Origin of the sequence: Thermoanaerobacter mathranii subsp. mathranii str. A3 (assembly GCF_000092965.1) — a bacterium.
Classification (GTDB): Bacteria; Bacillota; Thermoanaerobacteria; order Thermoanaerobacterales; family Thermoanaerobacteraceae; genus Thermoanaerobacter; species Thermoanaerobacter thermocopriae.
On record NC_014209.1, the window covers coordinates 528,949 to 542,795 of the forward strand.

The 13,847-nt window shown below is 32.5% G+C and carries 12 protein-coding genes; 8 read left to right on the plus strand and 4 right to left on the minus strand.

All coding sequences use genetic code 11. The features are described from left to right. The first annotated feature begins 175 nt into the window (after positions 1–175). The 3 genes from ftcD to TMATH_RS02500 are packed head-to-tail and all read left to right on the plus strand — an operon-like array spanning position 176 to position 1,591. The gene (ftcD, locus tag TMATH_RS02490; protein WP_013149850.1) at positions 176–1,072 is read left to right on the plus strand and encodes a glutamate formimidoyltransferase; all 897 of its coding nucleotides are present in this window, start codon (positions 176–178) and stop codon (positions 1,070–1,072) included. Between the two features lie 8 nt (positions 1,073–1,080). After that, positions 1,081–1,314, plus strand: coding sequence for a hypothetical protein (locus tag TMATH_RS02495; protein WP_049766014.1), 234 nt, complete (start codon positions 1,081–1,083; stop codon positions 1,312–1,314). A gap of 46 nt (positions 1,315–1,360) precedes the next feature. Continuing rightward, entirely contained in the window at positions 1,361–1,591 is a 231-nt protein-coding gene (locus TMATH_RS02500) for a hypothetical protein (RefSeq protein WP_083768263.1), read from the plus strand. A gap of 239 nt (positions 1,592–1,830) precedes the next feature. Here the strand turns inward: TMATH_RS02500 and TMATH_RS02505 are convergent, their stop codons facing one another. The 4 genes from TMATH_RS02505 to TMATH_RS02520 all read right to left on the minus strand — a co-directional run bounded on the left by TMATH_RS02505 (position 1,831) and on the right by TMATH_RS02520 (position 6,670). Beyond that, the gene (locus tag TMATH_RS02505; RefSeq protein WP_013149851.1) at positions 1,831–3,501 is read right to left on the minus strand and encodes a glycoside hydrolase family 13 protein; all 1,671 of its coding nucleotides are present in this window, start codon (positions 3,499–3,501) and stop codon (positions 1,831–1,833) included. Positions 3,502–3,544: 43 nt separating this feature from the next. Beyond that, positions 3,545–4,378, minus strand: a complete 834-nt coding sequence (locus TMATH_RS02510; protein ID WP_013149852.1) for a carbohydrate ABC transporter permease — start codon at positions 4,376–4,378, stop codon at positions 3,545–3,547. A 9-nt stretch (positions 4,379–4,387) separates the two neighbouring features. Continuing rightward, positions 4,388–5,311 carry a carbohydrate ABC transporter permease gene (locus TMATH_RS02515; RefSeq protein ID WP_013149853.1) on the minus strand — a complete coding sequence of 308 codons (924 nt, stop codon included), beginning with the start codon at positions 5,309–5,311 and terminating at the stop codon, positions 4,388–4,390. Between the two features lie 72 nt (positions 5,312–5,383). Further along, on the minus strand, positions 5,384–6,670 hold the full coding sequence (locus TMATH_RS02520) for an ABC transporter substrate-binding protein (RefSeq protein ID WP_013149854.1): 1,287 nt from the start codon (positions 6,668–6,670) through the stop codon (positions 5,384–5,386). Between the two features lie 173 nt (positions 6,671–6,843). Here TMATH_RS02520 and TMATH_RS02525 point away from each other — a divergent pair, with 173 nt between their 5' ends. The 5 genes from TMATH_RS02525 to TMATH_RS02545 all read left to right on the plus strand — a co-directional run bounded on the left by TMATH_RS02525 (position 6,844) and on the right by TMATH_RS02545 (position 13,622). Continuing rightward, positions 6,844–8,547: a sensor histidine kinase gene (locus TMATH_RS02525; RefSeq protein ID WP_013149855.1), complete on the plus strand. Its 1,704-nt coding sequence runs from the start codon at positions 6,844–6,846 to the stop codon at positions 8,545–8,547. Between the two features lie 10 nt (positions 8,548–8,557). Then, positions 8,558–9,655, plus strand: coding sequence for a response regulator transcription factor (locus TMATH_RS02530; protein ID WP_013149856.1), 1,098 nt, complete (start codon positions 8,558–8,560; stop codon positions 9,653–9,655). Between the two features lie 90 nt (positions 9,656–9,745). After that, positions 9,746–10,387 carry a cyclodeaminase/cyclohydrolase family protein gene (locus tag TMATH_RS02535; RefSeq protein ID WP_013149857.1) on the plus strand — a complete coding sequence of 214 codons (642 nt, stop codon included), beginning with the start codon at positions 9,746–9,748 and terminating at the stop codon, positions 10,385–10,387. 286 nt (positions 10,388–10,673) lie between these two features. Then, complete coding sequence (locus tag TMATH_RS02540) at positions 10,674–11,732, plus strand: BMP family lipoprotein (RefSeq protein WP_041591628.1); 1,059 nt, start codon at positions 10,674–10,676, stop codon at positions 11,730–11,732. Between the two features lie 696 nt (positions 11,733–12,428). Continuing rightward, on the plus strand, positions 12,429–13,622 hold the full coding sequence (locus TMATH_RS02545; protein ID WP_013149859.1) for a fucose isomerase: 1,194 nt from the start codon (positions 12,429–12,431) through the stop codon (positions 13,620–13,622). The last annotated feature ends 225 nt before the right edge of the window (positions 13,623–13,847 follow it).

Sequence of the window (13,847 nt, forward strand, 5' to 3'; positions counted from 1 at the left end):
TCCCGCTTTTTTAAATAATGTCAGCAGGATTTTTAATATGCTAAATAGAAATATAATATGTTATAAATTCAAAACTTACGGGTAACTAAAATATATTGTAAAAAGATTTAATAGCGACCATCTTTTAATGAAAAGGGCATATACCAAAATGACTTTAGAAAGGGTGAGAAAATAGATGAACCAAATAATTGAATGTGTTCCCAATTTTAGTGAAGGAAAAGATCAAGAAAAAATAGCACAGCTTGTCAAAGAGGTAGTATCTACGGAAGGGGTAAAGCTTTTAGACTATTCTTCAGACAAGGACCACAACAGGACTGTCATAACTTTTTGTGGCGATGCAAAAGGAGTAAAAGAAGCAGCTTTTAAGCTTATTAAAAGAGCTTCAGAGATAATTGATATGAGATATCATAAAGGAGAGCATCCTAGGATTGGAGCAACAGATGTGGTGCCTTTTATACCTGTTAAAAATGTTACAATGGAAGAATGTGTGCAAATTGCGAGGGAAGTAGGAGAAAGAGTTGGAAAAGAGCTTAATATACCAGTGTATTTATATGAGGAAGCAGCTACAACTCCTGAAAGAAAAAATCTGGAGAACATAAGGCGAGGAGAGTATGAAAACTTTTTTGAAAAGATAAAGCAGCCTGAGTGGAAGCCTGATTTTGGTCCGCAGGAAATGAATCCAAAAAGCGGTGCAACAGCGATTGGTGCAAGAAATTTTCTCATAGCTTATAATGTTAACCTTGCTACAGACAACATTGAAATAGCTAATAAAATTGCTAAAGCTATTAGATTTTCAAGCGGTGGTTACAGGTATGTTAAGGCGATAGGAGTAAACTTAAAAGAAAGAGGAATTGTGCAGGTGTCAATGAATCTTACTGATTTTAATAAAACACCTATTTACAGAGTTTTTGAAACAATTAAAGCAGAAGCTGAAAGGTATGGGGTAAATGTCATAGGTAGTGAAATTATAGGGCTTGTGCCAGCAAAAGCTTTGTTTGATGTGGCAAATTATTATTTAAGGATAGAGAACTTTTCTGAAAATATGGTTTTAGAGAATAAAATATACGAATGAGGTTTAAAATGGGAACAGATTTGTTAATATACAACATTAAGAAAATTTATGCACATCTTGACAATCGTCCTCTGTGTGGGAGTGACATGGAGAAGGTAGAGGAGATTGAAGATGCTTATATTGTAATAAAAGATGGAAAAATTTTAGCGGCAGGGAAATCACCTGCCGCAATTTCTGCAAAAGAAAAAATTGACGCAAAAGGCATGATTGAAATTTTATGTGATGTATACACTTTGGAGTAAACCATGTAAATACGGTCATAAAGTCTAAAGAGGATAAGGTGGTAATATATGTAAAAAATACAATATCGCATTGGTGTATTTATTTGGCTCGCAAAAAGAAAATGCACTAAAATTGTTGAAAGAGGAAAAAGCAGTTATTGACGATCCGTTGACTGATATTGATGTGGGAATAGTCTTTTTAGAAAATATAGAATTTATGAAAGATCGATATAAAATTTATGCCAATTTCAAATATGTCTATGATAAATACAATGAAGAAGTTTTAGAAAAGTATTAAGAATGTGGTGAAAGGTATGATAAATCGTCAGAATTTGAAGGAATTAAGAGCCTTAGCTTCTTAAATGATAAAAGGAATGCAGCAGCTGAAAGTTTTTTAAGGCAGGAAGAGCTGTGTGAGATTATTACTTCGGAACTTACTGATATTGAAGAGTTCATATCTGACATAAAAAATAAAGTGTTAGAAGTAAAATAATTGTACAAAAAATCCACAGCACATACTGTGGATTTTTTTAAGCTTCATATTTTATATACCCTTGCTTCATATGGTCTTAAAATAACTTTTTCTTGAATATTATCATTAACTGGATAGTTGCTTATTAAAAGCTGAGGGGAGTTAGTGAACATCTCCTTTGGTACAGCAAAATTAACATTATCTTCTGAAAAGTTCAGCACAACCAAAAGCCTTTGATTGCCGTAACTTCTTGTATATGCAAAGATTTTTTCATCATCCTCATATAGCATAGTGATATTGCCGTATACAATAACAGGGTATTTTTTCCTAAGCTCAATTAGCTTCTTGTAATAATAAAATATAGAATTTTTATCCTCTAATGCTTTTTTTACATTTATTTCTTTATAATTAGGATTTACCTTAATCCATGGTATACCTGTGGTAAAACCTGCGTTTTTAGTATCATCCCATTGCATTGGTGTTCTCGCATGGTCTCGACTGCGCTTGTTCAAAATATCTAAAAGTTTCTCATCGCTTTTTCCTTGCTTTTTCATATCGTTATACCAATTCAGGGTTTCTATATCTCTAAATTCATCAATGCTTTCAAACTTGCAATTCGTCATACCAATCTCTTCACCTTGATAGATATACGGCGTTCCTTGCCATGTATGAAGAAATGTTGCCAAAAGTTTTGCTGATTCTACTCTGTATTCTTTATCATTTCCGAAACGTGAGACCATTCTTGGTTGATCATGATTGTTCAAGTATAGCGAATTCCAGCCTTTATCTTTTAACGCTAAGTACCATTTGTACATGATTTTCTTGAAATCTGTAAGCTTCCATGGTTTTATATCCCATTTGCTATTACCGCAGTCAATGTCCATGAGTTCAAAGTGAAATAACATGTTTAATTCATTTCTGTCATATTCCACATATAATTTTGCAATTTCAGGGGTTACAAATGGTGTTTCACCAACGGTCATGATGTCATACTTGCTTAAAACTTCTTTGTTCATTTCTTGCAAGTATTGATGAACCTTGGGACCGTTCGCATAATATTTTGCGCCAACAAGGCCACCCTGCCTTTCGCCTTGTATATCATCTGGTAATCCTTCCACTTTTGAGATTAGATTTATAACATCCATTCTAAACCCATCAATACCTTTGTCAAGCCACCATTTCATCATTTTGTATATCTCTTGTCTGACCATAGGGTTATCCCAGTTTAGATCTGGTTGTTTGACAGCAAAAAGATGTAGGTAATATTCATTGGTTAGTGGGTCATATTCCCAGGCAGAGCCACTGAAAAATGATGTCCAGTTGTTAGGTGGACGGCCATTTTTGCCCTTTTTCCAAAAATAAAACTCTCTATATGGATTATCCTTTGATTTTCTTGATTCTAAAAACCACTTATGCTCATCTGATGTATGGTTTACAACCAAATCCATTACAATCTTTATACCTCGTTTGTGTGCTTGGCTTAAAAGCTCATCAAAATCTGACATTGTTCCAAACTCGTCCATAATACCATAATAGTCACTAATATCATAACCGTTATCTGCATTTGGCGATTGGTAAATTGGGTTTAGCCAAATAACATCAATTCCAAGTTCTTTTAAATAGTCAAGTTTAGTTATTATGCCTTGTAAATCTCCAATTCCATCACCATTTGTATCATAAAAACTGCGAGGATATATTTGATATACAACTGCCTCTTTCCACCATTTTCTTTGCATTACTTAAGACACTCCTTTCTCTTTTATCGTGTTATGTTCTGTTTTATCCCTTTACTGCACCAGCAGTTAATCCAGATATTATTCTCTTTTGGAATAAGAGGACCATTATTATAAGGGGCACTGTTACAACAACAGATGCTGCTGCAATATCTCCCCAAGGGAGGTCGTGTTCTCCAGGAAACATAGCAATACCGACGGGGACTGTTCTCATTGAGTCTTGTGTGTTAAATACAAGAGCAAATAGAAATTCATTCCATGCAGCTATAAACGTGAGAATAGCAGTTGTAAACATACCTGGTGTAGCAAGAGGCATTATTATCTTTAAAAATGCTTGCATAGGAGTAGCACCATCTACTTTTGCGGATTCCTCAAGTTCAAAAGGAATTTCTTTAAAAAATGAAGTTAAAATCCACAAAGAAAGAGGAATTGCAAAAGTAGTGTATGTTAATATAAGTCCTAAGTAACTATTCAATAAATTTATTTTTCTAAGAAATAGAAATAAGGGGCTAACGATAGCGATTCCAGGAAACATAGATACAGATAAAACTAAAGAAAGTATTATCGCTTTTCCTTTAAATTTAAGTCTTGCTAAAGCATATGATGCAAAAGAAGAAACAAAAAGGCTAAACAGAGTGGTAGATGAAGCAACAATAAAACTATTTTTCAAATAGGTTAAAAAAGGGCGTTTAGTAAACACATTTATATAATATCCCGTATAAATTTTACTTGGAATCCAGGTTGGAGGAATACTGAACAGTTCTTGCGGAGTTTTAAATGATGTAAGTAATTGCCATAAAAAAGGGAAAATTATATACACGAGAAATATTATTAAAAACACATAAAATACGATTTGGTTTGCAGTATTTTTAAATTTCATTTTTTCACCTCATTCTAAAATGTTTTTATCTAAAAGTTTTATATAGATCATTGCAAAAATGAACACAAAAACAAATATTATAACGGCTATTGCAGAACCGATTCCAAAATCGAGGTTCCTAAAAAGGGTCTTATATGCATATATTGAAAGGGTTTCTGTTGAGTTTCCTGGTCCTCCTCCTGTCATTACGAAAATGAGGTCAAACACTCTAAAAGCGTCTAATGTTCTAAATATGAGGGCAACTAAAATTGTAGGTTTTAACAATGGTAAAGTGATACTAAAAAATTGCCTTATACTTCCTGCACCATCTACTTTTGCCGCCTCATAAAGGTCATGAGATATGTTTTGAAGTCCGGCAAGCAATAATAATGCCATGAAAGGTGCAGTTTTCCATACATCTGCAAATATAGCTGATCCCATTGCTAAAGAAGGGCTACCCAACCAAGCTCTGTAACTATCAATCAAGCCCGTTTTCATTAAAATATCATTCAGTACACCAAATTGGTCATTATAAATGAATTTCCACATGAGGGCGGATACTATAGTGGGTATTGCCCATGGAATCAACACGGCAGCTCTTACCAATCCCGTACCTTTAAATTTTTTATTCATCAAAAGTGCCATTATCATTCCGAGCACTAACTCCAGTGCTACAGATACAACTGTAAAAACAATTGTATTTGAAGTTGCTGACCAAAATCTTGGGTCATGAAATAATGCAACATAATTTTGAAATCCCACAAAATGAGTCAATCCAGGAAGTTGAAGTTTCATATAATAAAGACTCAGTTTAAAAGTATTTAATACAGGATATAAAGCTATTGCAATAATACATAATAATGCTGGAGCAACTAATATATATCCCAATGCGGCTTCACTTAGTTGGTACTTAGATTGTTTAGTTGGGGATGTTAAATTTTTTTGTTCTACCACGTTATCACCTTCTTTATATTAAGTGGCAGCGAGAGCTGCCACTTTGGATTTGTATGAAGAAGTACATTAAGTTTACTTTTTACCTTCATTTTTAATTATGTCGTTCAAATCTTTTTCTATATTTTGTATAGCTTGCTGTGCCGTTATTTCTCCTGTCAAAGCTTTATGAAAGTTAATTTGCATTGAATCAGACATTTGAGGATAAAAAGGAGATACAGGTCTTGGCTTAGCTGTTATGAATGCATCATAAAAATCTGCCCAATAAGGATTTTTTGCCAAAACTTCTTCATCTTGATATAAAGATTTTATTGTTGGGAGATTGCCGCCTTCTAAAGCGGTTATCTTTTGACCTTCTTCACTTGTAACAAATTCTATAAATTTCCATGCTTCTTCAGGATGTTTTGAGTATTTGTTTATACCGAGATTCCATCCCCCTAAAACTGGGGTTCCAGCTTGGCCGTTTTTTCCTTTTGGAATTGGAGCTATACCTACTTTACCTTTTATTGGGGAATCATCTCCATTTACTAAAGACCATGCATAAGGCCAGTTTCTCATAAAAATTGCTTCACCTTGTTGGAATACATTCCTTGCCTCTTCTTCTTGATACGTTGTTACACCTGGAGGAGCGATCTTTACTAAATCTATCAGGTATTGAAGTCCTGCTACTGCTTGTGGTGTGTTTATTGTCACTTTGTCTCCTTCAAGAACACTTCCACCATTGCTTCCTATAAGTTCTAAAGCATCGCAAACTAAACCTTCATATTGATTGCCCTGAAATACTATTCCATATTTAGTACCACCTTTACCAACATTTTCTTTTGACATTTGAATTAATTCATCCCAAGTTTTCGGAGGAGTATCTATGATATCTTTTCTATAATAGAGAACTCCTGCGTCTGTAAATCTTGGTACTGCCCACACATGGCCATTATATGTTACCGCTTCAACGGGTCCCGGTAAAAACTTTTCTCTCATTTCTTCTGTAAATTTATCATCTAATGGAAGTAACCAATCAGCAGCAGCAAATTCAGGTGTCCAAATAATGTCCATTGCTAAAACATCGATACTTGAATCTCCTGCTGACAATGCAGTGACATATGAATTATGTTGATCATCTGTAGAGTTGGGTAGTTCTTGAAATTTGACTTTAATATTTGGATATTTTTTTTCAAAAGCTTCAATTAATTTTTGAGTAGCTGGTGTGGAATCTTTACCTGCAGAATAAGTAATTGTAACTGGTTCGTCTTTAGAAGTATTACTTGAAGTGGACGAGCTCGTGTTAGAACCACAACCAGCAATTAAAGTTACTATTAGTGCCAGCGAAACTATTAAGGTCAGGATTTTATTTTTTTTACCCATCAAAAACTCCTCCTTAACTAAATATAGTTTTGATGTTGTATAATAATTATATAAGAAATCGGTTGCAAAAATAATGTGATATTTTTAATATTTTGTGTAGTTTTTTATAAACTTTTATGTGTAAGGGAGGTAATTGATTTATTTCGTTGAAATATTTTATAAAGGTGGTTTTTATGTTATATAAAAAAATTTTGCTTTCATATATTTTAATAATAGTTATACCGCTTGTAATGGTGGCAGCGATAACAGGTAATATTACATCAAGATATATAAATGAAGAGGTAAGAAAGAGTACTTTTCAGACTTTAAATCAAGCTAATAAAAACATATCAAAGATGCTAGAAAATATGAAGAATACTATACTTTATATTTCGATGAATAAGGAACTTCAATATAATTTGTCACGCAATGACAAAGAAACTCCTTTTCAAATAAACAGAGAAGTTACAGCTATTAGGAACAGTATATTATATCCTGGAATATTTAATAAAAATTATTCTTCTATAGAGATTTTTGCTTTGCGTAAAAATCAATACCCAATGAGATTAGAACAAAATGATGTGATGTCTTCAAAAGTAGTAGAAGATAAAGAATGGTATAAAAAAACTATACAGCTAAATGGCAGGTTGTACTGGTATATAAACAATGATTTTGGGAAACAAATGATTTCTGTTTCGAGGTTGGTTTTCGATGTAAAAAATTTTACTAAACCTATAGCAGTTATTTCTGTAGATATGGATATGTCAAAAATTGCTTCAATAATATCTGATATACACCTTGGAAAAACTGGAAAGGTGTATCTCGTTGATGACAAAGGAGAGCTGATATATTCTGAAGACAAAAGCTTTTTATATCCTTATACCACTAAATTATACAATAGCAGTTCTAGAAGTAATTTTATTACTATGAATGGTAATAAAATAATGGTTATATACAATACTCTACCTCAAAATGGGTGGAAACTTGTCGGTATGATACCTCTGAATGAACTTAATGAAAAAGCTAAGATGATAAGAAATTTTATCTATCTTACTGCGCTTTTGAGTGTTGTAATTGCAGCCTTAATTTCTCTCTATTTTTCATACAGTATTTCACAGCCAATAATAAAACTTGCTACTGAAATGAAAAGAGTTGAGAAAGGAAATTTCAACATAAGTGTTGAAGAAAACTGGGATGGAGAAATAGGAGTATTATATTCAAGTTTTAACTACATGATAAAAAGGATAAATGAACTTATACATGAAGTGTATTTATCAAAAATAAAGGAAAAAGACGCGGAATTAAAGGCTTTGCAAGCACAGATAAATCCGCATTTTTTATACAATACACTTGATACTGTAAATTGGTTGGCAGTAAAGCACAATGCACCTGAAATAAGTAAGATTGTAAATTCTTTAGCATCAATTTTGAGATACAGCATTAATAAAGGGAATGATGTAACTACTGTTGATAAAGAACTTAAGCATGTCGAAAGCTATATTACAATTCAAAAAATCAGATTTAAAGATAAATTTGAGGTGAGTTTTAATATAGATAAAAGAATTTTACACTACAAGACGATAAAGTTAATTTTACAACCTCTTGTTGAAAATGCAATAATTCATGGGATAGAGACTTATGAAGGAAAAGGAAAAATTTTGATTAACGGTTATTTAGGTGATGGAAAAATTGTATTTGAGGTCATAAATAATGGTAATCCTATAGATTTGGATGTGGTAAATAAACTATTGGATTCGCCGTCAGAGGATAAAGACAGTTATGGAATACAGAATGTTAATGAAAGGATTAAGTTATATTATGGGGAAGAGTATGGACTTTATTACCAAGTAATAGATAACAATACTGTTGCCCGGATTGTAATTCCTGCTGTTTTGTGAGGTGGATTTTATGAAAATTTTAATTGTAGATGATGAGCCAATTGTAAGGGAAGGGCTTAAAAATAATGTTAATTGGCAGGAACTGGATTTACGCGTGGTAGGTTGCGAAGCTAATGGAAAAAGTGCTCTTCATGTGTTTAACAGAGAACAACCTGATATAATTTTAACGGATATACGTATGCCCTTTATGGATGGCCTCCAACTTACAAGGGAAGTTAAAAAGATTGATCCTCTAGTTGTGGTAATTTTGTTAAGTGCATATGATGATTTTAAATATGCTCAACAAGCTATAAGGTTAGGAGCCTTTGATTATATTTTAAAGCCTATCGACATTGACACGCTAAAAGAAACTGTAAGACGAGCGGTTTTAAAAAGAAAAGAATTATTGGACAAAAAAAAGGAACCATTACCATCCTTGAACAAAGAAGACTTGAAATTTTTTAAAGCAGAATATTATAAATATCCTTTAAAATTGGAAGAGAAATTATCAAAAGCGATAAAACGGGGAGATAAAGATTTGGCTCTTAATATTTTTAACGAGATTTGGAATGAATTTCGCGACAAAAATTATACAGAAGATTTTATAAAGAGATGGGGGTTAGAGCTTGTTGCAGTTATTACGCGGTCGCTTATAGAAATTGGAGAAAATGCAGATATTTTATTTAAAGAAACGGACCCTTGGAGGCAAATTTCCGAATTATCTACCAAAGAAAACCTTCGAGAATGGATGGGAAATATAATAGAAGTAGTATGTGAATATGTTTCTCTTACTAAAAATTCTAAAAATAGGAAATTAATTGATGAGGCTATCAAACTAATACAAGAAAATTATAGTGATGTAAATATTTCTTTGAATAGCATCGCTGAAAAATTGTATATAACCCCAAATTATTTAAGTACTTTATTTAAAAGTGAAATGGGTGTCACATTTTCAGATTATTTAACTGCTTGCAGGATTGAAAAAGCAAAGGAACTTTTAAAAGATGTAAAGGTTAAAATCTACGAAGTAGCCGAAGCAGTTGGATATACTGATCAACACTATTTTAGCAAAGTTTTTAAAAACATAACAGGTTTTACTCCAAAAGAGTATAGAGAAAAAATATTGTAACAATTTTTTATGTTGTATTACGAAAATTATATCTCATTGGTATAATAGGTAGTGGTGGGAAAGTATATACACAGAGAGGGAGATGATCTTATGTTAATTAATGATTCATTAAAGGAGTATATTGAAAAAGTGGCCTCGGAGTCACCAACACCGGGTGGGGGAAGTGTTGCGGCGGTATCAGCAAGTCTTGGGATTGCCCTTTCTTCTATGGTTTATAACCTTACAATAGGGCGGAAATTTTACGAAGATTATACTGATGACATCAAAGAAAAAATTCAACAAGGGCTTAGTATATGTAGGCGACTTCTTGCTGAGTATGTAAAACTTATTGATGAAGATACTGTAGCTTATGACGAAGTGATAAAAGCGCTTAAGATGCCAAAAGATACTGAAGAAAATAGAAAAATAAGGAGCGAAGCGCTTCAAAAAGCTTATATTAATGCTATGAATGTTCCTTTAAAACTTGCGAGATTATGTGGAGAAGCTTTTACCCCGACGATGTTGATTGCGGAATACGGGAATCCTAATGCCATATCTGATGCGGCAGTTGGGGCGATTCTACTATATGCAGCAATAGAGGGAGCTGTTTTAAATGTTAAGGTGAATATTCCCTACATTAAAGATAGAGAAATTACTGAAAGTGCAAATAAAGAATGTGATGAGATTTTGGCAAAATACAAAAATATAAGGGATGAAATTGTAAATAAAGTTTTAAATAAAATTTCTGGATAGAGTGCGATGAGCACTCTTAATTTTATGCTATATTTAAACCAATATTGCCAAAAGTTCTTAAAATAAGCTTTAAATTTTGCATAAAAAATTGTTACTACCGAAATATAAAGAAAAGAGAAGATTTTAAAAGATATCTATAAAAGAGGTTACTAAAATAATTTATTTTAGAATTTGTAACAAGCGATTAATAAAGTTATAATAAAGTTAGATGTCAGACAAGTCTATATGTTTACTACTTATATAAGTAGTAAACGGTAACAAAAAAATTTTTATGGAGGGTTATATGATGAAGAAGTGGCGTGTTGTTTTAGCATTTGTGTTAATTTTGCTGTTGGCAGTATCAGTATTCTTGTCGGGATGCTCTTCAAAGACAAAGCAAGAAAGCACACAACCTCAAACTACTACGCAAGAAGCTAAAAACAAAGATTTTAAAGTAGGATTAGTTACAGACGTTGGAGGAATCAATGACCACAGTTTTAACCAGATGGCTTACGAAGGTTTACAAAGAGCTGCTAAAGAATTAGGTGTTACAGTTAACGTAATACAGTCAAAGCAGATGACAGACTACGTTCCGAACTTGACGAATTTTGCTCAACAAGGCTATGACTTGGTAATTGCAGTTGGATTTTTGATGCATGATGCAGTTGAAGAGGTATCACAAAAATTCCCCGATACAAAGTTTTTAATTATTGACTCAGAAGTTACGGATAGAGAAAATGTTTCATCGGCTATTTTTAAAACAGAAGAGTCTAGTTATCTTGTAGGTGCTATGGCTGGGCTGATGGAGAAAGAAAAGGTTGGTAAGGTTAAAGGTACAAATGTTATAGGTGTGATAGGTGGAATGCAGGCGCCAGCAATAGATAGGTTTATTGCGGGATACCAACAAGGTGCAAAAGCTGTTAATCCTGACATAAAAATTCTCGTTAATTATGCAAATAGTTTCAATGATCCTGCGACAGGTAAACAAATGGCTTTGACTCAGATAAGCCAAGGAGCGGAAATTATATTCCAGGTTGCTGGTGGAACGGGGGATGGTATAATAAAAGCGGCCCAAGAGAAAAACGTATATGCTATCGGTGTTGATGCTGATCAAAGCTATTTAGCTCCTGATAATATTTTAACATCAGCATTAAAAAGAGTTGATGTTGCAACATTTGATATTATAAAGGATACTTTAAATGGCAACTTCAAGAGTGGCGTTGTATACTTTGATTTAAAAAATGATGGTGTTGGGCTAGGGACGGTCAATAAAGATGTGCCACAATCTATTGTAGATAAAGTAAATCAATTAGCACAGGATATAAAAGACGGTAAGATAACAGTATCTGACAAAGTTTCAAAATAAACTAAAACCATGAGAAACCGGGACTGACTACTATTCAGCCCAAGTAATTTCGGAAACAGTAAATAATTCCCTACGGGAAACTAACAAACCCAACAAAAAGTTAGCTAAATTATAACTTTTAACTAAATAAAGGAAGTGAATAATAAAAAACGAGAGGAAAATATGACAATCAAAAGACAAAAAATAGTGTAAGAAACTAATCCTATTGAAAATCCATTTTAAAAGATAAATAATAGACATATTTAACCCTAGGGATTCTAAATACTAACCTGCTAAAACTTTCCCTAAAACTTATTCCAAATATCAAAATGTTCTTTTTCAGTATTAGCAACTTAGGCATCAAGATAAAATTCATAGCAAAAAAATGAATAATGAAATACCAATTCTTACGGCTTCTAACTCTATAATGCTTAATCTCATAATCAATCTTAAACCATTTGGTGAACCTTTTGAAGAAGATCGCATACATGAACCTTAAACTAAGCTTTAGAATCCCTAGGGGCCTTGGTAAAAAGCATTAAATCATCCTAAGGCTTAGTATAAACCGTCTGTTCATAAGGAGAATCAGAACAATGGCAATCTCAAAAAATATTTTTTCTGAGACGTCTATAAGATGTTATATGCAAGAGGAAAAGCTATAAAGAATTTTTTAGCAATTTACGATTAGTAATTTAAATAATGAAAGGAGAATGTAAAATGAGTATTAATGTTATAAAATTGGCTTCTCCAGTGCATAATAAAAAGAATGTGGAAGAAAGTTTAAAATTTTTCTCGGATTTTCTTATTAATGAATTTGATGCAAAATTTGTAGATGAATGTAAGGAAAATGAATTTACGGTAGTATGGAATATGACTGGTGGTACAGAAGGAATATTTAAAAAAATTTATAAAAACCTTCGACAACCAATAATTGTATTAACGACTGATTTAATTAATTCATTGCCAGCTGCATTAGAGATTTTATCGTTTATAAAGAGCCAAAATGGTAAAGGATATATTATTCATGGAGATTTGAGAGAAATAGCGTGTGAAATAAAAAAATATTACAAATTTTTTACAGCTTTAAAAAAAATAAAAGAAGCAAAAATTGCTAGTATCGGTGGAGCATCAGAGTGGTTAATAGCAAGCAGTATAGATTATATACAAGCATCGAAGAAGTGGGGAACATCTTTTATTGACATCCCTATAGATGAACTTTATAATATTCTGAAAAATTGTCATGGCTCATATGACGGATATTTTGACAGAGCTATAGAAGTTGTTGAACCGTCAAATGAAGATATAAGAGGAGTTCATTTAATATATTTAGCTCTTAAAAAAATTATTGAAGAAAGAAAACTTGATGCTATTTCACTTAAGTGTTTTGATTTGCTAAAGAGGGTTAATAATTCTAGTTGTCTTGCACTTTCTAGGTTAAATGATGAAGGAATTATAGCAGGATGTGAAGGCGATCTTCCGGCTACTTTTACTATGTACTTAGTTTTAGCATTAACACAAAAAAAATCTTTTATGGCAAATCCGTCAAAAATTGATTTCAATAAAAATACAATAATATTTGCCCATTGCACAGTACCTACTACTTTAGTAAAACAATACAAACTAAGATCGCATTTTGAATCTGGTATAGGAGTGGGAATAGCGGGTGAATTTGAAAAAGAGACTGTGACTGTCGTTAAAATTGGGGGGAAAAATTTAGATAAAATTTTTGTGACTACAGGAAGAATAATATCTAATCCCACTAATGATCAAAGATGTAGAACTCAGATTGAAGTAGAAATGGATAATGATGTAAGAGAATTTTTAAAGAATCCTATTGGGAATCATATGGTTATTGTGAGAGGTAATATAAAAAAGGAGTTAAATGAATTCATGGAGTATGTAGGTTTTTAGTGAGACCATTTCTGTTGATAGATTTTTGAAATTGAAATTAATATAAAAATGCAATATAATTACAATGTAAATTCCGAAATTGGCAGGTATAAAAAGCCTTATCTAAAAAACCGGACTGTTTAATATGCAAACTGGTGCAAGAACCTTACAGAAGAGCTTCACGTAGGGTTTTTGTTGCCTGGTAAATTAATATTTGCTACTTTGATAAAATACCGTTGAAGTTCC

Excerpts from the sequence above, each read along its gene's own strand:
- ftcD (WP_013149850.1), top strand. The coding sequence starts at position 176 with ATGAACCAAATAATTGAATGTGTTCCCAATTTTAGTGAAGGAAAAGAT.
- TMATH_RS02495 (WP_049766014.1), top strand. The coding sequence starts at position 1,081 with ATGGGAACAGATTTGTTAATATACAACATTAAGAAAATTTATGCACAT.
- TMATH_RS02505 (WP_013149851.1), bottom strand. The coding sequence starts at position 3,501 with ATGCAAAGAAAATGGTGGAAAGAGGCAGTTGTATATCAAATATATCCT.
- TMATH_RS02510 (WP_013149852.1), bottom strand. The coding sequence starts at position 4,378 with ATGAAATTTAAAAATACTGCAAACCAAATCGTATTTTATGTGTTTTTA.
- TMATH_RS02520 (WP_013149854.1), bottom strand. The coding sequence starts at position 6,670 with ATGGGTAAAAAAAATAAAATCCTGACCTTAATAGTTTCGCTGGCACTA.
- TMATH_RS02525 (WP_013149855.1), top strand. The coding sequence starts at position 6,844 with ATGTTATATAAAAAAATTTTGCTTTCATATATTTTAATAATAGTTATA.
- TMATH_RS02530 (WP_013149856.1), top strand. The coding sequence starts at position 8,558 with ATGAAAATTTTAATTGTAGATGATGAGCCAATTGTAAGGGAAGGGCTT.
- TMATH_RS02535 (WP_013149857.1), top strand. The coding sequence starts at position 9,746 with ATGTTAATTAATGATTCATTAAAGGAGTATATTGAAAAAGTGGCCTCG.
- TMATH_RS02540 (WP_041591628.1), top strand. The coding sequence starts at position 10,674 with ATGAAGAAGTGGCGTGTTGTTTTAGCATTTGTGTTAATTTTGCTGTTG.
- TMATH_RS02545 (WP_013149859.1), top strand. The coding sequence starts at position 12,429 with ATGAGTATTAATGTTATAAAATTGGCTTCTCCAGTGCATAATAAAAAG.